This window comes from Mucilaginibacter sp. (assembly GCF_036568825.1).
GTDB lineage: Bacteria > Bacteroidota > Bacteroidia > Sphingobacteriales > Sphingobacteriaceae > Mucilaginibacter.
Genome location: NZ_DATCRU010000005.1, coordinates 89840 through 113257 on the forward strand (window position 1 = coordinate 89840; position 23418 = coordinate 113257).

Here is a 23418-nt window from a genome sequence, read left to right on the forward strand (position 1 = left end):
TATAATTTTCTTTTCTTGCGACAAGACTCATTTAGTACTATTTATAAACTTATACAACATCTCCTTAATCACCACATCACATATCTGAACCAACCTGTCATATTCACCTTCAAGAATAATTCCATCATAAGTGAATTCAAGTTGCGTGTGTTTGCCTTTAGATGTTAGTTCAAATATCATTTTTGTTCCGGTCCAATCAAAATTGTCCGTTTTGCGGATGCTTTCGGTTACCAGCCAAACTACCTTTTTATTTGGCACCAATTCGATCACTTTATTTTTTGAATAATGTGAATCTCCGTCGGTGGTAAGTATAAACTCATCATTCAGTTTGCTGCTTTCCCCTTCAAAATCTTCCGGCCAGAATTTGGCAACGTCGTGGAGCAGATGATTGAAAACAACTTCGGGGGATTTAGCAAGCTCAACTGATGTTGTGTATCGTGCTGCTATATGATTCTGCATCTGACTGAGGCCTTGATTTACTGCTTAAAGTTATTGGCAATTTATTGAGTTTAAAAGTTTTAGTTTATAAGTGTCGGATGCCAAATGCTGAAAGCTTATATTTGATTAAAACTTTTTCACAGTTATATGAAATATATAAAACTTATCAGTTTAACTATAGGACTGATTCTTTTCGGATGCAATTCTGATACTCGATCCAGTAATTCAAAAAAAAACGTTTCATCAGCTGTAAAATTACCTGATACACATAGAGACAAAGATGAAATTCAGACGCTTATAAGGGGAATGCTGATATGGGCCGATACTAAACATGAAATTGATTTACTACCGGTCTTAAGTAAAGATAGCATCTGTACAGGTTTTGATTTTGGCAAGCAAAATCAGAATCTTGAAATATTAAGAAAGTCCGGATTTTTTGCCGATGAGTTTATTGACAACTATAACCATATCATTCACACGCTTGACAAAAAAATTAAAAACAAAGAATTTGAACCATGGAACGTCTATGGAGAACTTCCAACATTCAATTTTGCTAATGATGTAGATCCCTGGTGTTCATGCCAGGATAACCTTTCGTGGAGTAAAGTAGAGGTCGAAGCTGTTAAACTTAGCAGTGATAAAGGAGAATTAAAATGGAATTGGGGAAAACTTGATCCAGGCACTGACCCGAGCTGGAAAGATTTTTCATATAAATTCAGGGTAGTAAAAGTGAGTGGCAAATGGAAGATTTCATATTTACAAGGATTTGATTATGAGGATAGTATGAAAGGCGGCTGATTGTTGGGCCGGAAGAATAACTCACATATGCATCAATGCCATCACCAGCATACCCCATGCAAAAAATTCAGGTATCAAACGCAGCGGACTTAAGCCCGTCCATTGCTTTACAATGGCTCTCAGGCGGCCAGCCTCAACTTGTTCAGGTTGCATGATCTTGCGGATCATGACAGGTATAAAGTAGCTAAAGGTAATAATGCGGGTGATGAAAACGGCAATGGCTGCAGCCAGCCAATAGTTATGGGCGTCGCCGGTATATTTCCATGCAAGAATGATATTGATGATAGACAACAGCATCTGCGCCGGCGACACCAGCGGCCAGAAACTTTTGGCTGCAAGTATTTGTCCCGATGATTCCAGTTTACTGCGCAAAGTGTGCGGATCAACATCGTGTTTCCAGTTTGGGTATATTACTAATATTTCATATAGACCGCCACCCATGCTCAGTGTAACGGTTAAAAAGAAGAGTAATAGTGCTATTGTATCGATCATGCCACCAAATTAGGCGCAATTGTGATCTTGGGCTATAGCCTTTCGGCGAGTGCGGGGCTTTTGTCGGTTAGTCGTTTAATAATTGGGGTTAAACAAAAATCTCTCTGGTTTTAAATATCTAATACCTCAACGTATCCGGGTTCGGAATAAAGTTTAAAAATGCCTGGAATTTAGCATAATAGTTTTGAGTATCCAGCCGGTAATAAAAGGCCCCACGTTTTGAGCCTGACTTGTCCTTTTCGGCAAGCTTGATCAGCAGGCCGGTTGCCAGTACGCGTTTGCTGAAATTTCTTTTGTCGATGGTGGTATTATACACGCTCTCGTAAAGATTTTGTAATTGCGGCAGGGTAAATTTATCCGGGAGTAATTCAAATACGATAGGATGGAAGGCGGCTTTATAACGCAGGCGCTTGGCTGCCATTTCCACCATTTCGTTATGATCGAATATCAGTTCCGGGAACTTTTTTAGCGGGAACCACTCTGCGTGATAATCATTATTTAATTGCGCCTCGTACTTATGGATATCCACCAGCGCAAAATGACCCACCGATGCCGTACGCTCGATCGGGTCGCGATCCGGATCGCCAAAGGTGTATAATTGTTCCAGGTAAACCCCTTCGATGCCGGTTAACTCTTTTAATATCCGGTTAGCCGCCTGGTCAATGCTTTCATTGGCCTGCACAAAACCGCCCATCAGGCTCCAGTTGTCTTTTTCGGGGTTAAAGCCACGTTTTATTAAAAGTACCTTTAATTCAACTCCGTCAAAACCGAAGATGATACAGTCGACAGCCAAAAGTAAGCGTGTTTGCTTAGAATATTTCTGCATTGATCAGGACGTAATAATATGTTAGTCTTTTGTTAAGCAATAATTGGTTGAAGTTACAAATTACACTGAAAGAACAAAGTGTTACGCTGATCTATGATTTCATATGATGAGTACCTCTTTAATATTATTGTAACTATTATGTTACTTATGTTTAGGTATTTTTCATACTGAACTGATATATAATGAATTATTCAAAGGTTAATAAACTTATTTTTTTACGAAATAAAATAAACCATTAAGTATGTTTTTCGTAAAAAGGAACATTAACCAACACCACGAAAATGAAAACCAGCTCTACGTTTATTAAAGCACTTTTTACCGTTCTGATTTCTTGTATTTCAATTGTTGCATCGGCCCAGGCGCCATTTTCAGGGCCCAGCGATCCTTCGGCTCCGTCAGGAAATATACAGCAGTATGTTTGCGCCGGTGGCCAGATATCACTTAAAAGTTCAACTGTTGCAACGCAGTACCTGTGGTACAAAAAGAACTCTTCGGGTAGCATGGTGCTTGTGCAGTCAAGTGCCAGCAACACTTATACAGAAACTGCGTCTCCGGCTACTGCTGCCGGTTCCGGTTATTATACTTATACGCTTGTAACAGAAAATGCCAGCGGCTGTTTGTCTGACATGTCAGCCCCGTACAATATATTTGTATTGCCGCCTATAACACCAACAATTACCGGTACCAGCGAAATCTGCCAAAGTACCGCAGCCAACCCGACCCAAATTTCGCTAACTGCCAGCCCGGTAAATGATGCCAATTACAGTTATACTTATCAATGGAAAAGGAATGGCGTGGCTATAGGAGGCGCTACTTCAAGCACCTATACGACATCTGAAACAGCAGCCGGCTCTGTAATATTTACGGTTGATGTTTCTTATTCGTCAACGTTTGCTCCTGCGACTTGTACTGTAACGGCTACGCAGACTGTAACAGTGAATCCAATACCGGCTACGCCGACTATTCAATGGAACTAAGCGCCCGGTAACTGAATTTGGCCGGTTATACTGAACGAACACTTATGAAAAAGGACTGTACAGAGTGCTTTTTTAGGTTTCTTATAATATTTTCTGTTATAGGCTTAGTCATGATATTCCATTCGAAAGCATATGGTTCACCTAACACAATAATTATCTATAAGGGGCAGTCAGTCACATTGCGCGCCAATGTGCAGGATGCCGCGTCGTATCAATGGTATAAAGATGGACAGATAATCAATGGAGCTATTACAAACAGTTTAAAGGTTGCGGCAGGAGGTGTTTATGCGGTGGTGGCTTTTAATAAGGAAGGCTGTGCTTCACCGACTTCTGAGGCTGTTGAGGTTAGGGTGATCGAGAACGTTGTGGATGTAGGCATCACTAAACGATCTGAAAATAAGCAGGTAAGGGAAAACGAACCTTTTGAGTACACGTTAAATATCCATAACAAAGGACCTCTTGTAGCCACCAATGTTGTTGTAAAAGATACCTTGCCGGATAAACTGCAATACCTTTCGGTTAATACCGTATCAACCGGTTCTGCGAACTTCGATCCGGCGAGCCGCACATTAACATGGTTAGTTGGTGAACTGGACGTGAAAGGCTCTGCTGAGCTTACTTACCTGGCGAGCGGCCTCAACCATGGCAATATTACCAATATTGCCTCTGTGTCTTCGCAGCAGCTGGATGCAAACCCGGCCGATAATATTTCATCAGACACCAAAAACATACTAGGCCTCAATATTCCCAATGTGTTCACTCCAAATGGCGACGGGTTTAATGATACGTTTACTATCGAGGACCTGAACAAGTACCCTGAAAATGAGATCCTCATTTTTAACAGGTGGGGCAATAGCGTTTTCCAGGAGAAAAACTATCACAACGAATGGACCGGGGCCGGCCTGAGCGAAGGCACTTATTTCTATATCCTGAAAGTAAAGAGCACAGCCGGGATATGGGAAGATTATCATGGCTATTTAACCTTATTAAGAAAATAAATGAAAAGGGCAGTAATCATCGTTTCTTTTCTTTTTGCAGGCATCACCGCTTTTGCCCAGCAGGATGCGCAGTATAGCCAGTATATGTTCAACGGGTTATTTATCAACCCGGCGTATGCTGGCTATAAACAGGATATTTATTTGTATTCGTTTTACAGGTCACAATGGACGGGCTTCGCCGGCGCACCGCAAAGTTTTTCAGCATCAGTGGATGGGTCGGTGAATGATACTAAAGTAGGGCTCGGCCTTCTTGTCGCCAATGACAGGATCGGGGCACAAAGCGCGACCTCCTTTTACGCTAATTATGCCTATCGCCTTAAAATGGACTATGACGGAAAAAACAGGCTGGCTTTTGGTATTGGCGGCGGCTTTTCGCAGGCGGGCATTGATGGGTCAAAGCTAAATCCGGCCCAAACCGGCGATGCGGATATCCCAACAGGATACCAGGGAGCTATTCTTCCCGATGCCCGGCTGGGGGTTCTGTATACTGATGAGAAATTTTTTGCCGGTGCATCGGTAGATAACCTGTTATCAAGCTGGCTGGCTAAAAATTCGGTAGATAAAACGGTCAGTGTACCTATTCCAATCCCGCATTTTTATTTTACTACGGGTATTTACCTGCCTGTTGACGACGACATCATCCTAAAACCATCCATTATGCTGAAGGATGACCGGGGAGGCCCTACCAGCCTTGACCTGAATACTTTTGTGCTGCTAAGTGAGAGGATATGGGTGGGCGGAACTTATCGCACCGCTGTGAAATTGTATAATAAACCTAATTTGCAGGACAATCTTGAACAATCAAACGCTTTGGTTGCGATGGTGCAATTTTTTGTGAATGAAAAATTAAGGATAGGTTATTCTTTTGATTATTCGCTAACTCCGCTCGCAAATTATAACTATGGATCGCACGAAATTTCAATAGGCATATTTTTAAAAGAAGGTAAGCTGAAATCCATAAATCAAAAATGTTATTACTAAAGTCAGATAATAGCGTAAACAACACATTACGGTTTATAATCTCATTACCGGCCAGGATAGTTATGTTTAATAATTACCGGACAGGCTTATTCTTCACTTTTTTTATTGCGATGGCCAATAGAGGATTAGCGCAAACCGGCTCCTGCTCAGACCCGATAATAGTGGATTTAACAGCTTCGGCTGATGTGTCAATTACTGTACCTGGAGTTAGCCGGGGCGGAAATTGTTGTGTTGCCGGAAGTAATTGTGTGAGCTATAAAGTACTGATCAATCCGGAAACCGATATACTGGCTATTACATCCGGCCAGTTTGCGGCATCCGATAAATATTACCTGGATTGCACCGGTCCGTATGACGTTAATCAATCTGCGTGTATATCAGGAAAAAGTTCTGTTATTATCACTTTTTGTAAACCGGGCAATAATGCAATTGACATCACATTTGAAGCATCATCCGGTATTTCTACTACTCCTGACATGTCATTAAGGCAAGGGTGTACAGGTTCTATGAGCGTGTACGGGCTGGTGCAATCGAGCATTACCTGGACTTCGATTTACCCTGGTACACAGGGAGCTTATAATTCTTACCTGAGCCAGACCTCGGGTGTTTCAACTGTGAATGTAACACCTGCAGCCGGCTCACCTGCTTATATTGATTACCAGGTTACAGGTACCGAACTTTCGCCATGCAGCACTATCACTAAAAGTGATATAGTAAGAGTTTATACTTATCCTCCGCTTGCCGTATCGCTGGCATCCTCTAACCCAACAATTTGCGCAGGCAGTTCAGTTACATTAACGGCGACAGCAAGTGGGGGTGATCCGGCTTACAGCTATTTATGGAGTACGGGCGCAACCACACCTTCCATTACGGTCAGCACCGCCGGTACATATGGCGTTACCGTAAATGACCAGATAAGTAGTTGCGGACCGGCTACACAGCAGATGGCAATGACAATAACCAATCCCGTGGCGCCTACCGCGCCACCGGTAGCCATTTGCACCGGAAATACTGCTACGCTTACAGCAACCGCGCCCGGAGGACCTTATCATTGGTATGATGCTAACCACAATTTGGTATGCTCATGCACTTCGTCGAGTATTACAACGCCTGTTTTAACAAGCAGTACCAACTATTACGTAACAACCACGGCTGGCGGATGCACCAGTGCGGAGACTGCAATACCTGTAACGGTTTCGCCATTACCTGCTACTCCAAGTGTGGTGGCGCAGTAAATAATTTAAGGACTTAATTAAAAAGAATTTATACTTGGTTGCGGCGGGCTTGGAGTTATCGTTACAGTGGTTGTTTTCGGCTGCGACTGGCAACCGGTTGATTTATTTTGCTCGGTAATAGTATAAGTACCGCTTTGGGTTATGTTTTGTGGGTCAGTTACTGTTTGGCCGGATGGATCTGTATATGTGTAGATGTAAGTATTGGGATCATAGCCATTTATAGTTTGGGTAATATCGTAACTGTTACAGCCGTTATTGGGGCCGCTTAATGTCAGCACGGGTATCGGGTTAAGATTAACGATAATATTTTGGCGATACACAGGTGCAAATACAATGTCATCTATAGCAAAATCGTTTCCGCTTGTCGCAGTATTCTGGTTCACGAGCGCAATAGGTACCGAACCACTTGTGCTGCCCGAATTCCAAACTGTTGTAAAATACTGCCAGGTACCGTCGGCCAGGCTTGACGACAGCGATACAGTACCTAAAGGGCTGCCATTAATTGAGAATTGAAGGATTGCCGGATTCGACGAAGTAACCGATGTGGCCCATACCGAGAACACATAATTTGTGTTGGGCTGGATAGTAATATTTTCTTTCCATACGGTTACGTTAGCCACAGACGCTCCGTTTACAATAAGCATTTTTCCCGTGCCCGATGTATGATCGCCCATGGAAGTAAAATTGGTGTGCAGGTTATGAGGGTTGGTATTTACACCGTAGGTACCCTCGTTGCTTAATATACCGCAGCAGCAGCCGGAACATGATGATGGCATGCTATAGGAACTTGTAAATCCGGAATTGCCTGATGAAAAGTCGCCGTTGGTTACAATGTTGGAGCCTGTCACCTGCCACCAATACGTGCCCGAACTGGTAGCTGTAAATGTTGTTCCTGTCGAACCATCGTTCCAGATTAGATTCGAATAGCCGGGAATGGTTTCTGAGGTTAACACCACACTGGTGCCGCAGGCATTAACAGTTTCATCAGGAGGGAGAGGTAAAAAATACCGGAAAAAGCCGGACCCTGTTAGCGGCGCTTCAAGTAGGGTAGTTACCGATTGATCTAGGGCGGGTATTTCGGCTTTAGTGCCCTTTTTTTTATGAATATCAGCATGTGCAAAAACAATACCGAATAAAACAAATACCAAAACGGTCTTTTTAAAGAAGTCATTCAGACATTCAAATTGCTTTCGCTGCGAGTCCGCGAAGCCTTTTAAATAACACATAAACCTTTTTACGAAAATTGATGGAAGTAGTTTTGTAAACTTACTCAAAAAGAAACATTTTTAATAATCTGCCAGTTCTTGTTAAAAGTGAGTTAAAATGTCTAATGATATTAACTATTGATTAACTCAATCAAACACAGGTTATTACAGAACTAAGCAATGACCAGCGAGTTAAACGGGCGACTTGCCTGACGAGGAAATCGTAACTGTTTTATTTTCTGATTACCTTCGCCATATGGGTTCCTTTGACGATTCTTCCCGGATATTTCATTATCACCGTACGATGATCGCCGGTCATGGTGCCGACAGTAGTTTTGCGCTGGGTTGGCGAAATGAGCATGATCAGCAGGTACGATTTGAAGCATTGGCGGCCATCGCCGACCTGAACGGAAAAACAGTTATGGATGCCGGTTGTGGTTATGCTGATCTGTACTCATTTCTGAAAGAGCGCTACCCCAAAATGGCGCATTATTATGGCGTAGAACAAATAACAGAGCTGGCGGATAAGGCCATCCTGCGATATGGGCATTCGCCGGATACCACATTTATCACCCGCAATTTTTTACATGCTGACATTCCTGTCTGCGACTTTGTATTGGCCAGCGGATCACTGAACTATGGGAGCTCCATTAATGGGTTTATTTATAAAGCGATAGAAAAGCTCTACAGCCATTGCCGCACCGGCCCTGGTTTCAACTTGCTGCGATACATGCCCGTTGACGGTACTTTGGTGGCTTATGATCCCAATAATATCCTGGCATTTTGCAAAACGCTGAGTCCGAACGTGATATTTAAGTCTGACTACGATGAAGCAGATTTTACCATATTCATCTATCGCTGACAATGGGCATGTGCGATTCCTTCCTCGAGGAAGGGCAGGAAGGGGTTTCTGCAACTTTGCATGCGGAGGCCCCCTCCCTGCCCAATGTCGTTAAGTTAAGCATGGCGCACAGTCGACTCACCCGGTCATTGCTTCGCTCGACCACCCTCTCTACTTCGTAAAGAGGGATTTTTTATTTTTTTGCCCTCTTTTTTGCCTGCAAAAGAGAGGGCAGAACAGCGTAGCGCATTCGGGTGAGTCCACACGAAGCCATAATTGAAACGATATTTCCTTAACTTAATGACATTGCCCATAGGGCCTACCGCTTTGTAGTAAGAACATGAATGTGATTTGTGCCGCATAGCGGTTACCCTCCATCAGATAGGTAAACGCATTGATTTATTCCACACTAGGAACCCGGTAAAGGGTAACCCCCTAAAGGGGCAAAAAAACTATTTTCCTGGATTGACTACAAAGCGGTAGACCCTATGGGTCAAAGAAATGATCCTGCCAAAAACATGTGGGTACACAGTAGCTCCCCCAAGGATGGAATTGTTATAAACTTATCTAACCCTCTGGACATTCCGCTATTTAGGCAATAGCTTTCTTCAGTGTCAGGACAGTTATTTCCGGCCATATGCCTACGCGGCCTTTCAGCCCTAAAAAGCCAAAGCCACGATTCACATAAAGGTATTTCCCGCTCTTATTATACAAGCCTGCCCATTGTTTGTAAATATATTTGATCGGGCTCCATTTCCAGCCAAACAATTCAATGCCGAACTGCATGCCGTGTGTGTGTCCCGAAAGGGTAAGATGGATATGCTGGTCGTGATCTAAGGTCACGGCGTCCCAGTGCGATGGATCATGTGACATCAAAATTTTAAATGCATCACCCGGAACATGCTGGGTAGCCTTATCCAGGTCGCCATATTTATGAAAACCGCCTTTACCCCAGTTCTCTACACCGATCAGCGCTACAGATTCATCTTCTTTCTTAACCGGAACAGCTTCATTTAATAGCAAATTAAAACCGATCTCCTTATGCACATTTTTTAACCGGTTTAAATTGGCTTGCTGATGATGTTCGCTTTCCCATTGCACGTAATCACCATAATCATGATTCCCTAATACCGAAAACTTGCCATATGGGGCTTTCAATTTGGAAAAGAAAGGTATCCAACGGTCCATTTCAGATGCAAGGTTGTTCACCAGGTCGCCGGTGAACAGGATCAGGTCGCTGTTTTGCTTGTTGACCAGGTTGATGCCCTTTGTAACCCCTTTCTCGCTGGTAAAGCTGCCTGAATGAATATCTGATAACTGTGTAATTGTAAAGCCGTCAAAGGCATCAGGCAGATCGTTAAAGTACAAGGTTTCTTTATGTACCCGGTAATTATGGCGTCCGCGGGTTAAGCCATAAATTAAACCGATAAACGGAATAGCTGCTATAACCAATGCCAGTTCGCTCACCAGAGGATTTCTGGGTGGAAAGCCGCGGAAAATTCTGGTAAGGTCCTCTAAGGCCAAAACCGGCATGCCGAATAATTTTGGTACTAATGTTAGCAAGAGGGTGGTCATCAGTATCGGTGCCAGCTTAGGCATCGATCTGCGTTGGGTGAAGGCAAAGACTAGTCCGACCATCAGGAACAGATCAAGCAGCCAGTAGCCTGACAGGATGAAAGAGTTGGTAGTTAATGTTTCAACTGCCTGGTAAAAATAGATATCGGCAGTAACCAGTAGTAATAATATCAGTGGAATTCGTGCTCTCATTTTTGTTTGAATATTAAATTAAAAAGGCCTGAAGTTTGGTCGCGCAGTCAATGGTGAAAATGACCATGGGACAGACGACAGGATGATCAGCAAAGCAATCGTAAACCAAATAGCCATTGTCTTAAATTTTTGCTGGTCGGCAGGTTTGCGTTTTGCTTTTGCTGAACCGATGGTAAGTACCGTTATGGCAACTATCATCATGGCGATGTGTTCCATTCCGAAAAAACGTATCGGTCTTTCGTGCACCGCTTTGCTAAAGTTGTGCAGGAAATAGCTTACCACCGGACTAATGCAATACAACCAAACACCAATAACCAACTGAATATGTGCAATGGTTGTAGTGATCACCCGTGTTGCTTCATCAACTTTAGTAAACGGTTTTTGGGACAACCAGCCGCGATAAGCAATGAATATTGAATAAAGCAGGCTGACAAGTACAAGCCAGCGCGTTAGGGAGTGTAAAGCCAACAGGAAAGAATACATCTAAGCCTATAGACGAATCAGCGGCAAAAACATTTTAAAGATTTTGAAAATTTTAGAAACGGTTAAAAAAAAATGTCATTTCGATGAGCCCAAGGGGCAATGAAAGGGGAGGCGAAGAGAAATCTTATACTAGCGACTCGCAGACTTTGCAGATCGTATAAGATTTCCCCTCACTCTCCAGCGCAATTCCAGCGCTGTTCGTTCGATGACATTGTTTTTTTGGGTTCAAATTATCTTTTCAGCCTGTTTTATCCCGATACCTTTTAGATCAGATAGACTAATATCTTCCGCAATATCATCTTCTGCAAACCGAATAGATGGCTTTTTCAAATGGAACGCCAAAGTACCAAGCCAGAATAATAATACCGGTACCATCACATCCAATTGCCGTGGATAGGCGCTCAAGGCCCCGCTTAACCCTAAATAAATACCTGTGAGCAACAGCAGAAATTTTACCGGGTAGATCACTCTTTTCCAATTCAGTAAAGTAACAGCTATGCCTATAAGCGACGACCACAAAAGCAACGAGCCACGGATGATATTACCTACAATGGCGCCATCCTGGTATGAGTAACTGTAAGGAAAATTAAACAGCATGCGCGAACAGTTATAATAATAATTCACCATAAACTTAAATGGGTGATTTTCAATATTCTGTATAGCTGCCTGTTTAAAAAGAGCATCCTGTTCCACCCCGCTATGCTTCAGAATAAATTTTACTTCTTCTGAGTGATTTTTCTTTAGCATCGCAGCACCTTCAGGCGATTTAAACAGCATCGGGTATTGGTTATTACTGAGTTCGGGCAACTTCCAGTCACCGTATTCATTATCATAAGGCGAGCTCATCCAGTATAAACTCATTCCACCTGAATTTCCCCAATAAAAGATTTTGCCGGTCATATGATAAGTGTAGGCCAGGTAGGGCATCGTTACTGCAAAAGCGATCAGCAGAATCTTGACTGAAATTAAATGATACGGCCGGTTCTTTTTAAAGCATAGCAGAACAATACAAGTTACAAGGCCGATCAGCAATACATACCCGAAAATGATCTTAGTTAATGTAAGATAGCCCAATAGCAAACCAGCAATAATTCCATATTTAATACTGCCGCGTGTATAGCAAAGCGTCAACGAGTAAATAAATGAGGATACCAGGAAGCAAGTAAATGCCTCCGTATACATAATAGGCAGTATCGAAAGCGCATTTGGATAAATGGCCAGGGGCAAGGTAAACAACAGCGCCATTTTATGATTGGTAACCAGTTTCAGGGCCTTGTACAGGAAAACTAACGCCATATACAGGTAAACGGCATTCATCAAAGTGATCGTCAATGAATGGATCTTGAGCCACATGAACGGTACAATGGTCAGCGGATATCCAGGCCCGTTCCATAAATCGATATGTGGTTTTGGCGGTGAGTAATAACCATGCAGCAGGTGCCAGGAAAAATCGGCATAGCGTATCTCGTCGCCATATAGTGCCGGCCACTTATTTATATAGATGACAATAGTATATAAAACAAGGAATGGCAGGAAAATAACATAAGGATTCCGGGTCAGCTTTGCCACCATGATAAGCAGGATTGATCCCCTAAAGATAACAGATATTTAATAATCTATTGTAAGCAGTTTGATCGCCTGATGAGAATAATTCAATGTTTTAACTGAACCTGAAACCAATAATTATACTACCTTAGCAATGTAAACCCATAAGGCAGCCATGCCTTGTTTTTCCGTCATTCTCTATCAAATTATTAATGAAAAAGAGCTTTATTCTTACTTTTACTTTTATTGCTTTTGTTACTGCCACATTTGCGCAAAAGAAACATATTGCCACAAAATCACCTGGACCCGTTGATATTGCGCCGGTTGGGGTTGTGAAAAATATCAGCGATTCTGCCCTGCTGGATATTGTGCAAAGACAGACCTTCCGTTATTTCTGGGATTTTGCTCACCCGGTAAGTGGTTTGGCTCGAGAACGCGACAATACGGTAAAAGCAGAGTATTACTGGGATTATATTAATGAAGCCGATGATGAACCGAACCTGAGTAAATCGACTTTTGGTCCGGAAGCTTGTGCGATTGGCGGAACGGGTATGGGGATTCTCTCGACAGTGGTAGCAGTAAACCGTGGATGGATAGGACGGGATACTGCTTTAAAGCGCCTGATAAAAATTGTTGACTTTCTGATCAAAGCAGATTGTTATCATGGCATCTACCCGCATTTTATGAATGGCAAAACGGGTAAAACCATTCCTTTTGGTCGACTGGATGATGGCGCTGATATTGTAGAAACATCTTACTTGATGATGGGCCTGCTTACGGCAAAAGAATATTTTAAAGGCAACAGTTTGCCAGAAAGATATTTTCAAAAACGCGTTCAGCAAATGTGGGATGCCGCCGACTGGAACTGGCACAGCAACGGGGGCAACCAGCACCTGTACTGGCACTGGAGCCCTTATAACGATTTTGATATGAATTTCCCGGTGTTCGGTTATGACGAGGCGCTGATCACCTATATTATAGCTGCTGCATCGCCGGGACACCCGATATCTAAGGAATTGTATGAAAACAGTTGGGTAAAAGGCTCAGGCTGGAAAAATGGCAAAACGTATTACAATTATGTGCTTCCGTTGGGAAATTATAACGGAGGCGGCCCGCTGTTTTTTGAACAGTATACTTATATGGGTATCGATCCAAATGGTTTAGTGGACGATCATGACATCGATTATGCTGTTCAGACAAAAAATCATACGCTGATAAACCGGGCTTACTGCATTGACAATCCTAAGCACTTCAAAGGCTACGGGGCCAACTGTTGGGGCCTCACTGCCGGGGACAGTTGGAAAGGTTATGTTGCCCATTGTCCGGAAGATGACAGAGGTGTAATTCAGCCAACGGCAGCATTATCCTCATTCCCCTATACACCTGAATACTCCATGCAGGCACTAAAACATTTTTACTACGACCTGGGTGATAAGATATGGGGCCCATATGGCTTTGCCGACGGATTCAGTGAACAGCATAACTGGTATGCCAAAACCCACCTCGCAATAGACCAGGGGCCGATCGTGGTAATGATCGAAAACTATCGCACCGGGTTGATCTGGAAACTATTTATGAATAACCCGGATGTGCAGAAGGGTTTGAAGAGGTTGGGGTTTAAGAGTAAGTGGGTGAAGGGTTAGGCCAGTTTTCAGAAAAGACTTCAATGGTTACAAACTCAATTTAGGTTTCGATATTCAATGGGCGTTTGGCCAACTTGTTGCTTGAATAGACGCGTAAAATGCTGCGGATATTTAAATCCCAGTTCATAAGCAATTTCACTAACTGATTTTGCCTGGTCAAAAATCTTCTCTTTAGCAACATCCATAATTTTGATTTGGATGTATTCCTGTGCGGTCTTGCCCGTTTCTTTCTTTATGAGGTCGCCAAAATAATTTGCAGAAAGATTGAGTTCGCCTGCACTCCATGCCACTGTCGGTAGGCCGATATCCTTCGGTTTTTCTGACAAAAAATAATCGTTCAATAATGTTTCGAAACGCTCAACAATACTTTTATGTGCATGATCACGTGTGATAAATTGCCTGTCATAAAAACGCGTACAATAATTGAGGAAAAGCTCGATATTGCTGGTAATGAGTGTTCGGCTGTGTTTATCAATTGCATGTTCGGTTTCATATTCAATTTTCGCAAGGCAGTCCAGCACGATTTGCCTTTCACGGTCTGACAGATGTAACGCTTCATTGACATCATAAGAAAAGAATGAAAAATCATGGATATGCTTTCCAAGAGAGGTTCCTTTAATTAGATCAGGGTGGAACAATAGAGCCCATCCCTTTGGCTCAAATGTTTTAATACCCGGTGGTACACCCATTATCTGGCCCGGGGCGATAAACACCAGGGTTCCCTCCTGATAGTCATAGGTCTTTCGGCCATATCGCAGTTCGCCGCAATCGATTTCCTTAAGATATATCGCATAAAGTCCGAAATTAAACGTTCTGGCTGGCATTGGCGCGGCCTTCGATAGATCAATCACGCTTATCAAAGGGTGTAAAGTCGGCACATCACGCATTTTGTTGTACTGAGCCACACTTTCTATTTTTACAATTTCTTCCATCGATTTTTAATTGAGCGAATCAAATTTAGCTGTTTAGAACAGCTTTGGTATATCTTTTCAATTCCACCTGTAATATTGGTAGGCAATCCCGTAATCTGTATAAGTTACAAACCAAAAACAGGTGGGAACTTTGTCATGTTCAATTAGAAATGTATGAGGCGGTTAAGTTCCTTTCAGCTTTCAATTTGGACCGTTTCTTAATATTTTATATAAACTCCATGAAAACAAGAACATTAGGAAAACAAAGCCTGCAAGTTTCTGAACTAGGCTTTGGTTGTATGGGACTAAATTTTTCATACGCAAATTCGATCAGTAAAGAGGACGCTGTTAAAATCATTCGTGCAGCTGTTGAAAAGGGTGTCACTTTTTTTGATACAGCCGAAGCGTATGGACCTTTTACCAACGAAGAAATCGTTGGCGAAGCGTTGGCACCATTTCGTAAAGATGTCGTTATTGCCACCAAGTTTGGCTTTGATATTATTGACAATAAGTTGGTTGGCGTAAACAGCCGTCCTGAACATATCAGAGAAGCGGTTGAGGGTTCACTGAAAAGACTTAACGTGGAAGTCATCGATCTGCTTTATCAGCACCGCGTCGACCCGAATATTCCTATTGAGGATGTGGCGGGAACAGTAAAAGAACTGATTGCTGAAGGTAAGGTAATTCATTTTGGGCTATCGGAAGCAGGAACTAAAACGATTCGCAAAGCGCACACGGTTCAACCACTGACAGTCGTGCAGAATGAATACTCTATGTGGACCCGCAAGCATGAAGTAAACGTGTTCCCATTGTTGGAAGAGCTCGGCATTGGTCTGGTCGCTTACAGTCCGCTTGGGAAAGGATTTTTAACAGGTGCGATGAATGAAAACACGAAAATCGAAAACAATGATTTTCGTCATCAATTGCCGCGTTTTCAACCCGAGGCTATGAAGGCAAACCAGGCATTGGTGGATTTACTAAAGTCCGTTGCAGATCAGAAAAAAGCGACGCCCGCACAAATTGCGCTGGCTTGGGTACTTGCACAAAAGCCATGGATTGTTCCAATTCCCGGTACTACTAAATTACAACGTCTTGAAGAAAACCTTGGCGCAGCAAATATTGAGTTAACCGCAGATGAATTAAGGGAAATTAACCAAGCAGCGGCGAGTATCAGAATTGAAGGCGACCGTTACACCGAAGCCTTGGAAAAAACAACAGGGTTATAAAATTTAACAACACGGAAAAGATGAATTCGAGCAAAGTATGGTTTATCACTGGCGGTAATAAAGGTATTGGTGCCGCCATTGTAAAAGAAGCATTAGCGAATGGCTATAATGTAGTAGCAGCCGCAAGAAATATTTATGGGGCGAAAGAAACCTTTGGATATCATCCCAATCTTTTAATGGTCAAACTGGATATTACCGACGATGAACAGGTCACTAACGCTGTGAAATCAGCATTAGACCGTTTTGGAAGAATTGACGTATTGGTAAATAACGCTGGTTATGGCTTGCTAGGATATTTCGAAGAAATGTCAGAAACGTCAATTCGTAAACAATTTGAAACCAACATATTCGGCACGATGAAGATCACCAGAGCTATACTTCCGGTGATGCGGAAACAGGGTTCGGGTTTTGTCGTTGTGGTCAGCTCTACGTCAGGAATAAAAGCCGTTGCCGGTGGTTCTGTTTACAGTGCATCAAAATTCGCTTTGGAAGGCTGGGTAGAGGGGATGAATATCGACATGAAAAGCTTTGGTATCCGCTTTATGCTATTAGAGCCGGGCGCATTCCGTACCGACTTTGCTAATGAAAACGCCTCTATGCAATTGCCAGATATGGAAGTAGAAGCATATAATGAAGCTCGTGAAAGTCTCGCTCAGATATTCCGTACTATGAACGGCAATCAGGCAGGTGACCCTGCTAAGCTGGCAAAGGGTCTTGTTAAAGTTGTTAATTCTGAAAATCCACCGTTACGATTACTGATCAGCAAGGGAGCAATCCCAGCGGTTGAGAATTATTATAACACGCGCTTCAATGAATTTGAGCAGTGGAAAGATATATCAGCTGATAGCGACTTCGATGAATGAAAGATTAGCTATACTAGAATTGACGGTTCTACTAACATAAATGCTGCTTGCTGACATCAGGTAATTTAATTACCTGAAAAACTGACGCCAATGTCGGTATTTGAACATGGCTTTTTATTGTATAATGAATTTGTTTTGTATAACTTTATTATGCTGTAAACCACTGTCTTATCTCCATAAAAATGTCAGCAAGGCTCATCTTTATTTTGCCGGTATTATTAATGCCGCTTTTATCGGTTGCGCAAAGCAAAAAAAGTGCTGTGGATGCCGGTGAGAAAAGGATAGAGGATGCACTGGAACAATACTATAAGCAATATCCCCAGGAGAAGGTTTTTCTTCATACCGACCAAAACGTATACCTGTCGGGCCAAACGATATGGTATAAAGCGTATGCACAGGCTTATGGCAAACCATCGCAATTGAGCAAAATACTTTATGTTAGATTGGCGGACGATAAGGGACAAGTTATAGTTCAGAATAAATTGCCTTTAAATAAGGATGGTGCCCATGGAAATATAAAAATACCCGACAGCCTGCATACAGGCTGGTACCATATACAAGGCTTTACATCGTGGATGCTGAATGACAAAAAGGACGTTTACAGCGCGGATATTTATATTCAAAATCACCATGATACACAGATTGTACCTGCAACATTAGCCACCAATCAAAAGTATCATATTCATTTCTTCCCCGAAGGTGGTGAAATAATAGCCGGTGCGCTTTGTAATGTCGCATTCAAGGCATATGATGACCAGGGAGTTCCGGTAAGTATTTCCGGGTCGGTTATGTACGGAGCTTTGCCTGTTGCTCATTTGATCACCGTGCACGATGGCATGGGAAGCTTTATGATAGGAGCAGATGCGCAAACGGAGTATATTGCTGAAGTTCATTTTCCTGATGGTAATATTCAGCGAGTACCATTGCCTGCCGTGGAAAAAATGGGAATAAACCTGCGAATAGCTTCTTCATTGAACAATGAGCTCGAACTGAGAATAACCAACCCAACACTGGCAGAAGAAAAACAGGAAATATTTATTGTAGCTGCTCAAAGCGGTGGTTTATGTGCCGCTTATCCGCTTACCATAAGGCCGGGAATAAATGTTTTCAGGTTAAAAAAGGATGATTTTTCTACAGGTATATTACGCCTCACCGTGTTTGATGAGAATTCGATGCCTTTAGCAGAACGTTTAGTCTTCATAAATAAATATGACCACTTAAATGTTTCTGTTGCCGATGATAAAATAGTTTTCGGTGCCAAAAGCAAAAATGAACTGACCATCAACCTGGAAAACGAAAAGAATAAAGTCCCATTGACTAGTGTATCCATTGCGATCACAGATCGTTCAGTAGGCAGTGAGCCTGATGACAATATCAGTTCTTATTTTCTGATGAGTTCGGAATTGAGCGGGCATGTTTATCATCCCGGCTATTATTTCAAAAACAACAGTGATTCGCTGCAAAAACAGCTTGACCTGGTGATGCTGACCAACGGCTGGCGACGCTTTAAATGGGATACTATTTTAAAAGCCAATCAGCAACCTGTAAAATATGCTGTTGAAAACACGCAGCTGATTGCGGGCAGGATTGACAATTATCATGAAAGTGATCGTTTTAAAGTGAAGTACATGATAGCCGGTAGTGATTCAACTAAAGTGATGAACTTGATAGAGCCTGACGGTAAAGGCTATTTTGTATTAAGCGACTATGATAAACCTGGAACCGCGAATGTTTCCGCCGATGTGCTTAATACTAAAGGACGCAAGCAAAACGCTAAGGTAACTTTCTTAAGTTCAGGCATAGATACTGTAAAGCTTTTAGCAAACAACGATCAGTTAAATACCATTACAACAGATGTAAAAAAAGAATTGCTGCTCAATTCTGCAATAACCAATACCGGTGTTCTTTTAAAAGGTGTCGACATAAAAGCAAGAAAATTGACACCGATAGAGGAGATGATGGAAAGACATCATCAACGTTTTACACCTGATAGGGCGTTTACGTTCGATTTTGTGAATGAGCAGGTACCATCGAGTTTAAATGTTTTGAATTTTCTAATCGGACGCGTTCCCGGGTTGCAAGTCTACACATTAGATGGTCATTCTTTTAGATTTGAGTATAGGGGAACAAGTGATTTGCTGTTATCGGGAGCCAGCAAACCTATTGGGAATTATAAAGGAAATAATGGTGTGGCTAGCGCGCCAATTATTCAAAGCGCGGATGCCGGTCTTCCATTTTTTTATATAGATGATGTCAGGGTGACGATGGAAGATGTAGTAGACCTACCAACGACTGATGTAGCATACATGCAATATGCCCCGCCACCTGCCTGGTTTGCACCGATGAATGGAGGATTTTTAGGCGCTATATTGATCTATACCAAAAATTCAGACGATGAGAAATCGACGAGATCCACTCGTGGCAACAAATACACTTTTAACAGTTATGCTGTTACCCGTGAGTTCCCTGTAGTGGATTATTCCAATCCGAAATCAGCTGATCGTCCGGACTACCGTACCACCCTATATTGGAACCACGACCTTATGCCTGATAAAGATGGAAATATCAAAATAAGCTTTTACAACTCAGACAAAGCAAAAGGGTACCGCATCATTGTGCAGGGAATGGATGCAGACGGAAAGACAGTTTATCTTGCTAAAGAATACTGAAACGCAACTTTTACCAAAAGTATTTAATTGTATTATAAAAAGCTTGCTATATTGTAAAGCCTATTATAAAACAATTGCCTAATGAAATTATATAAACTCTCTGACGGAATTATCCTTCAACACAACAATGCTAATTACCTGATCCAGAATGATTGGGATACGCTCATTAACCGCGATGACCTTTACAGCTATTTGAACGAAATAGCTTCTGAACTGCCTGTGCTTACCGAAGCAATGGCTACTGCTCATATTAATGAAAGCTTGTTGCCGCCTATTGGCAAGCAGGAGGTATGGGCCGCAGGCGTGACTTACCTCAGAAGCCGCGAGGCAAGAATGGAAGAATCAGCAGACTCTGGTGCTGCCGATCTGTATGATAAGGTATATGCCGCCGAAAGACCGGAGCTTTTCTTCAAAGCATTGCCGCATCGAGTAGCAGGACACAATCAACAGGTTTATATCAGGAGAGATTCATCCTGGAATGTGCCTGAGCCGGAAATGACGTTATTTATCAATTCAAAAGGTAATATACAAGGCTATACTGTCGGCAATGATATGAGCTCGCGCAGCATCGAAGGTGAAAATGCGCTCTATCTGCCCCAGGCAAAAATATATGAACGCAGCGCTGCTTTGGGGCCGTGTTTATATATACCTGAGCAACCTGTTTCGTTGGATACAGCCATTAAGATGACTATCAGTCGCAATAATGCTGAAGTTTACAGTGACGAAACTACAATCGGCAGAATGAAAAGGACTTTCCCCGAATTGGCCGGCTTCTTATACCGTGAATGCGATTTTCCTAACGGAAGTTTCCTGATGACAGGTACCTGCTTAGTACCGGGTAATGAATTTACGCTGCAGGAAAATGATTTGGTATCCATCAGTATAGACCATATCGGTACTCTAATAAATACCATAAGTTATAAACCGCAATAAATATTGGATCACATGAAAAAAACGCTGCTTGGCTTTTTACTGGTTGGTTTGGTTGTGTTTTCTGCCGATGCACAACAGAAATTCAACGGTCTCGATGTCAATCTAAGTAATCTTTACCGCACGTCGGATGCAAAGACACGCTCCATTAGTCCCGAAAACTTTAATGGAGAAAAAGGTAAAGGGGGGATGGCTACTGCCGGTACCGGATCAAATGCATCGCGTGATCTGGGCCAGAAGTGGAAAGTGAGCCCAAGTGTTGTGATCAAGAAACATACGGTTTTCACTGTGGCCGAGATAGATGGTCCGGGTGCTGTTCAGCATATCTGGATGACACCGACCGGCAACTGGCGATATTCCATTCTCCGTTTTTACTGGGATGATGAAACTACGCCATCAATTGAAGTTCCTGTGGGGGATTTCTTTTGCCAGGGCTGGGGTAAGTTTGCTCCAATAACATCGCTGGCAGTGGCTGCAAACCCGGGCAGCGGGTTAAACTGCTATTGGACAATGCCTTTCCGTAAAAAATGCCGCATCACAATGGAAAACATCGATAATGAAGATATGGTGCTTTATTACCAGGTAGATTACACTTTGACTGAAGTACCTAAAGACGCTGGTTACCTGCATGCACAATTTCGCAGGGTAAATCCATTGCCTTACAAAAAAGATTTTGTGCTGGTAGATAGTATCAGGGGAAAGGGCCAGTATGTGGGCACTTATATGGCTTATGGTTCCAACAAAAATGGCTGGTGGGGCGAAGGCGAGATCAAATTCTTTATGGATGGGGATACTGAGTTTCCTACCATAAATGGAACTGGCACAGAAGACTATTTCTGCGGAGCTTATGATTTCGATACACAAAAGAAAAACAAAGCAGGTGTTGAAAGCAGTGAGTATACGGAGTTCAGCGGGCCTTACACCGGACTGCCACAAGTAATTAGAGGGGATGGGCACTATGAGATTGCACAGCGTTTTGGCTTATACCGCTGGCATATTACCGACCCCATCCGTTTTGATAAAGATCTGAAAGTGACGATTCAAGACCTAGGTTGGCGCCATGACGGCCGGTATATGCCATTGCAGGATGACATAGCTACTACTGCATTTTGGTATCAGCTCGAGCCACATAATCCTTTTCCGAAATTACCGGCAAAAGATCAGTTAGAAATAAATTAAAAGCGATATGAAACTGAACCCAATTCCTACGCTAATTGTCTGTGCAACGCTAATATGCGCTTGCCAAAGCAAAAAAAGTAGCAGCATCCATGGTGTTGTAGCACCTCAAAAGGGAACATTTGGTTATGATCTGGATTTCCTGAGGAAAAAGGACAATATAGTAATATTGAGAGATAGCAGCGGGGATGCGGAAGTGGCAGTTTCAGCAAAATACCAGGGTAAGGTATTCACTTCAACTGCTGAGGGCGATACCGGAAAAAGCTTTGGCTGGATCAATTATAAAGCATTCGACGGCCCGGTTGATCCGCACATGAATGCCTATGGCGGGGAAGACAGGCTTTGGCTTGGTCCGGAAGGAGGGAAATTTGCCTTGTTCTTTAAGAAAGACACTAAAATGGTTTTCGATAATTGGGTTACACCTGCACCTTTTGACCATGAAGCCTGGAAAACTGTAGGCGTAAATGATCACCAGGTATCGTTCACGAAAAATATGAGTCTGGTGAATTATAAGGGGACACAATTGGATTTAAAAGTGGATCGTAGGATTACTATATTAAATCGGAGTGATATTAACAACATCCTGAAAATGCATTTGGATAGTGCGGTTAAAGCCGTCGGTATTAAAACGGATAATAGCATCACCAATACCGGCAAGGATGAATGGACTAAGCAAACAGGCGCGCCGTGTTTGTGGAACCTGGATATGTTCACCCCGTCGCCAAAAGCGATCATCGTAATTCCGTATGATGAAAAGGCAAGCGGAAAAGTAGCTACGACAGATTATTTCGGACAAATCCCTCCGGATAGGGTTACTACTAAAAAAGGTCACCTGTTTTTTAAAGCTGACGGCAAATCCAGAGGTAAACTGGGTATGACCGCTGCCCGGACGTTGGCTGTTGCAGGAAGTTATGATGCCGCCAATAATGTACTCAGCATTATATTCTTCGATGTAGATAAAAAAGCAATTTACCTAAATCAGGAATGGAAGACAGACAAAGATCCATTGGTTGGCGATGCGGTAAATGCCTATAATGATGGTCCTTTGGCCAATGGTAGCCAGCTAGGCCCATTCTTTGAAATGGAAAGCGTATCGCCTGCAGCATTTTTAAAGCCGGATGAGAAGCTAACGCATCAGCACTACATTTTCCATTTTACGGGAGATACAGCGGGACTAAATGCTATTGCATCGAGAATATTGGGGGTTTCTTTGGCTGATATCCAGTCAGCTTTTAAATAAGCTATTTTCCTAAAAACAAAGCCGGGTCGTTGCCCAGTGATGGTCGGAAGAATATTCCGGCCATTTATTATGTTTTAAAGAGCAAGCCTGGATCGCCGCCACATTGTACAACGATAAGGGCTATTGCCAAATCTCTTACTTCCATTGCAAAGCGCCTTTTGGCGGTTTTATATC

The 23418-nt window shown here is 42.7% G+C and carries 21 protein-coding genes; 13 read left to right on the forward strand and 8 right to left on the reverse strand.

The features are described from left to right. Positions 1-27: 27 nt before the first annotated feature. On the reverse strand, positions 28-459 hold the full coding sequence (locus VIM89_RS01345; protein WP_488154320.1) for an SRPBCC domain-containing protein: 432 nt from the start codon (positions 457-459) through the stop codon (positions 28-30). Between the two features lie 126 nt (positions 460-585). Here VIM89_RS01345 and VIM89_RS01350 point away from each other — a divergent pair, with 126 nt between their 5' ends. Next, positions 586-1236, forward strand: coding sequence for a hypothetical protein (locus tag VIM89_RS01350; RefSeq protein WP_488154321.1), 651 nt, complete (start codon positions 586-588; stop codon positions 1234-1236). A 21-nt stretch (positions 1237-1257) separates the two neighbouring features. Here the strand turns inward: VIM89_RS01350 and VIM89_RS01355 are convergent, their stop codons facing one another. Then, positions 1258-1728: a hypothetical protein gene (locus VIM89_RS01355; RefSeq protein ID WP_488154322.1), complete on the reverse strand. Its 471-nt coding sequence runs from the start codon at positions 1726-1728 to the stop codon at positions 1258-1260. 118 nt (positions 1729-1846) lie between these two features. Continuing rightward, positions 1847-2554: an NUDIX hydrolase gene (locus VIM89_RS01360; protein ID WP_488154323.1), complete on the reverse strand. Its 708-nt coding sequence runs from the start codon at positions 2552-2554 to the stop codon at positions 1847-1849. Between the two features lie 281 nt (positions 2555-2835). Here VIM89_RS01360 and VIM89_RS01365 point away from each other — a divergent pair, with 281 nt between their 5' ends. From VIM89_RS01365 to VIM89_RS01380, 4 genes are all read left to right on the forward strand, one after another. After that, on the forward strand, positions 2836-3531 hold the full coding sequence (locus tag VIM89_RS01365; RefSeq protein ID WP_488154324.1) for a hypothetical protein: 696 nt from the start codon (positions 2836-2838) through the stop codon (positions 3529-3531). 110 nt (positions 3532-3641) lie between these two features. Continuing rightward, positions 3642-4529 carry a T9SS type B sorting domain-containing protein gene (locus tag VIM89_RS01370; protein ID WP_488154325.1) on the forward strand — a complete coding sequence of 296 codons (888 nt, stop codon included), beginning with the start codon at positions 3642-3644 and terminating at the stop codon, positions 4527-4529. Then, positions 4530-5510: a PorP/SprF family type IX secretion system membrane protein gene (locus tag VIM89_RS01375; protein ID WP_488154326.1), complete on the forward strand. Its 981-nt coding sequence runs from the start codon at positions 4530-4532 to the stop codon at positions 5508-5510. 62 nt (positions 5511-5572) lie between these two features. Further along, positions 5573-6745, forward strand: coding sequence for an immunoglobulin domain-containing protein (locus VIM89_RS01380; RefSeq protein ID WP_488154327.1), 1173 nt, complete (start codon positions 5573-5575; stop codon positions 6743-6745). Positions 6746-6762: 17 nt separating this feature from the next. Here VIM89_RS01380 and VIM89_RS01385 read toward each other — a convergent pair whose 3' ends face one another. Beyond that, positions 6763-8019, reverse strand: coding sequence for a hypothetical protein (locus VIM89_RS01385; protein WP_488154328.1), 1257 nt, complete (start codon positions 8017-8019; stop codon positions 6763-6765). Positions 8020-8155: 136 nt separating this feature from the next. On the opposite strand from VIM89_RS01385, the gene VIM89_RS01390 reads away from it, so the two are divergent. Continuing rightward, complete coding sequence (locus tag VIM89_RS01390) at positions 8156-8812, forward strand: class I SAM-dependent methyltransferase (RefSeq protein ID WP_488154329.1); 657 nt, start codon at positions 8156-8158, stop codon at positions 8810-8812. Positions 8813-9382: 570 nt separating this feature from the next. On the opposite strand, the gene VIM89_RS01395 is transcribed toward VIM89_RS01390, so the two are convergent. The 3 genes from VIM89_RS01395 to VIM89_RS01405 form a co-directional block, all read right to left on the reverse strand. After that, positions 9383-10558, reverse strand: a complete 1176-nt coding sequence (locus tag VIM89_RS01395; protein WP_488154330.1) for a metallophosphoesterase — start codon at positions 10556-10558, stop codon at positions 9383-9385. An 18-nt stretch (positions 10559-10576) separates the two neighbouring features. Further along, the gene (locus VIM89_RS01400) at positions 10577-11041 is read right to left on the reverse strand and encodes a hypothetical protein (protein ID WP_488154331.1); all 465 of its coding nucleotides are present in this window, start codon (positions 11039-11041) and stop codon (positions 10577-10579) included. Positions 11042-11266: 225 nt separating this feature from the next. After that, a complete protein-coding gene (locus tag VIM89_RS01405; RefSeq protein WP_488154332.1) occupies positions 11267-12613 on the reverse strand; it encodes a hypothetical protein in 1347 nt (448 codons plus the stop codon). A 185-nt stretch (positions 12614-12798) separates the two neighbouring features. On the opposite strand from VIM89_RS01405, the gene VIM89_RS01410 reads away from it, so the two are divergent. Then, a complete protein-coding gene (locus tag VIM89_RS01410) occupies positions 12799-14229 on the forward strand; it encodes a glucoamylase family protein (RefSeq protein WP_488154333.1) in 1431 nt (476 codons plus the stop codon). A gap of 35 nt (positions 14230-14264) precedes the next feature. Here the strand turns inward: VIM89_RS01410 and VIM89_RS01415 are convergent, their stop codons facing one another. After that, positions 14265-15161: a helix-turn-helix domain-containing protein gene (locus VIM89_RS01415; protein ID WP_488154334.1), complete on the reverse strand. Its 897-nt coding sequence runs from the start codon at positions 15159-15161 to the stop codon at positions 14265-14267. A 218-nt stretch (positions 15162-15379) separates the two neighbouring features. On the opposite strand from VIM89_RS01415, the gene VIM89_RS01420 reads away from it, so the two are divergent. The 6 genes from VIM89_RS01420 (at position 15380) to VIM89_RS01445 (ending at position 23244) form a co-directional block, all read left to right on the forward strand. Beyond that, on the forward strand, positions 15380-16366 hold the full coding sequence (locus VIM89_RS01420; protein ID WP_488154335.1) for an aldo/keto reductase: 987 nt from the start codon (positions 15380-15382) through the stop codon (positions 16364-16366). 20 nt (positions 16367-16386) lie between these two features. Then, positions 16387-17229 (forward strand): SDR family NAD(P)-dependent oxidoreductase, encoded by an 843-nt coding sequence (locus VIM89_RS01425; protein ID WP_488154336.1) that lies wholly within the window; start codon positions 16387-16389, stop codon positions 17227-17229. Positions 17230-17411: 182 nt separating this feature from the next. Further along, a complete protein-coding gene (locus tag VIM89_RS01430; protein WP_488154337.1) occupies positions 17412-19898 on the forward strand; it encodes a hypothetical protein in 2487 nt (828 codons plus the stop codon). Between the two features lie 81 nt (positions 19899-19979). Then, positions 19980-20831: a fumarylacetoacetate hydrolase family protein gene (locus VIM89_RS01435; RefSeq protein ID WP_488154338.1), complete on the forward strand. Its 852-nt coding sequence runs from the start codon at positions 19980-19982 to the stop codon at positions 20829-20831. A gap of 12 nt (positions 20832-20843) precedes the next feature. Next, entirely contained in the window at positions 20844-22007 is a 1164-nt protein-coding gene (locus VIM89_RS01440; protein ID WP_488154339.1) for a glycoside hydrolase family 172 protein, read from the forward strand. Positions 22008-22014: 7 nt separating this feature from the next. After that, a complete protein-coding gene (locus VIM89_RS01445) occupies positions 22015-23244 on the forward strand; it encodes a DUF6786 family protein (RefSeq protein ID WP_488154340.1) in 1230 nt (409 codons plus the stop codon). Positions 23245-23418: the final 174 nt, after the last annotated feature.

Coding starts and splice junctions, on each gene's coding strand:
- VIM89_RS01400 (WP_488154331.1), bottom strand. CDS start 11,041: ATGTATTCTTTCCTGTTGGCTTTACACTCCCTAACGCGCTGGCTTGTA.
- VIM89_RS01375 (WP_488154326.1), top strand. CDS start 4,530: ATGAAAAGGGCAGTAATCATCGTTTCTTTTCTTTTTGCAGGCATCACC.
- VIM89_RS01410 (WP_488154333.1), top strand. CDS start 12,799: ATGAAAAAGAGCTTTATTCTTACTTTTACTTTTATTGCTTTTGTTACT.
- VIM89_RS01440 (WP_488154339.1), top strand. CDS start 20,844: ATGAAAAAAACGCTGCTTGGCTTTTTACTGGTTGGTTTGGTTGTGTTT.
- VIM89_RS01405 (WP_488154332.1), bottom strand. CDS start 12,613: ATGGTGGCAAAGCTGACCCGGAATCCTTATGTTATTTTCCTGCCATTC.
- VIM89_RS01350 (WP_488154321.1), top strand. CDS start 586: ATGAAATATATAAAACTTATCAGTTTAACTATAGGACTGATTCTTTTC.
- VIM89_RS01395 (WP_488154330.1), bottom strand. CDS start 10,558: ATGAGAGCACGAATTCCACTGATATTATTACTACTGGTTACTGCCGAT.
- VIM89_RS01425 (WP_488154336.1), top strand. CDS start 16,387: ATGAATTCGAGCAAAGTATGGTTTATCACTGGCGGTAATAAAGGTATT.
- VIM89_RS01445 (WP_488154340.1), top strand. CDS start 22,015: ATGAAACTGAACCCAATTCCTACGCTAATTGTCTGTGCAACGCTAATA.
- VIM89_RS01355 (WP_488154322.1), bottom strand. CDS start 1,728: ATGATCGATACAATAGCACTATTACTCTTCTTTTTAACCGTTACACTG.
- VIM89_RS01420 (WP_488154335.1), top strand. CDS start 15,380: ATGAAAACAAGAACATTAGGAAAACAAAGCCTGCAAGTTTCTGAACTA.
- VIM89_RS01365 (WP_488154324.1), top strand. CDS start 2,836: ATGAAAACCAGCTCTACGTTTATTAAAGCACTTTTTACCGTTCTGATT.
- VIM89_RS01415 (WP_488154334.1), bottom strand. CDS start 15,161: ATGGAAGAAATTGTAAAAATAGAAAGTGTGGCTCAGTACAACAAAATG.
- VIM89_RS01380 (WP_488154327.1), top strand. CDS start 5,573: ATGTTTAATAATTACCGGACAGGCTTATTCTTCACTTTTTTTATTGCG.
- VIM89_RS01360 (WP_488154323.1), bottom strand. CDS start 2,554: ATGCAGAAATATTCTAAGCAAACACGCTTACTTTTGGCTGTCGACTGT.
- VIM89_RS01345 (WP_488154320.1), bottom strand. CDS start 459: ATGCAGAATCATATAGCAGCACGATACACAACATCAGTTGAGCTTGCT.
- VIM89_RS01435 (WP_488154338.1), top strand. CDS start 19,980: ATGAAATTATATAAACTCTCTGACGGAATTATCCTTCAACACAACAAT.
- VIM89_RS01430 (WP_488154337.1), top strand. CDS start 17,412: ATGTCAGCAAGGCTCATCTTTATTTTGCCGGTATTATTAATGCCGCTT.
- VIM89_RS01370 (WP_488154325.1), top strand. CDS start 3,642: ATGATATTCCATTCGAAAGCATATGGTTCACCTAACACAATAATTATC.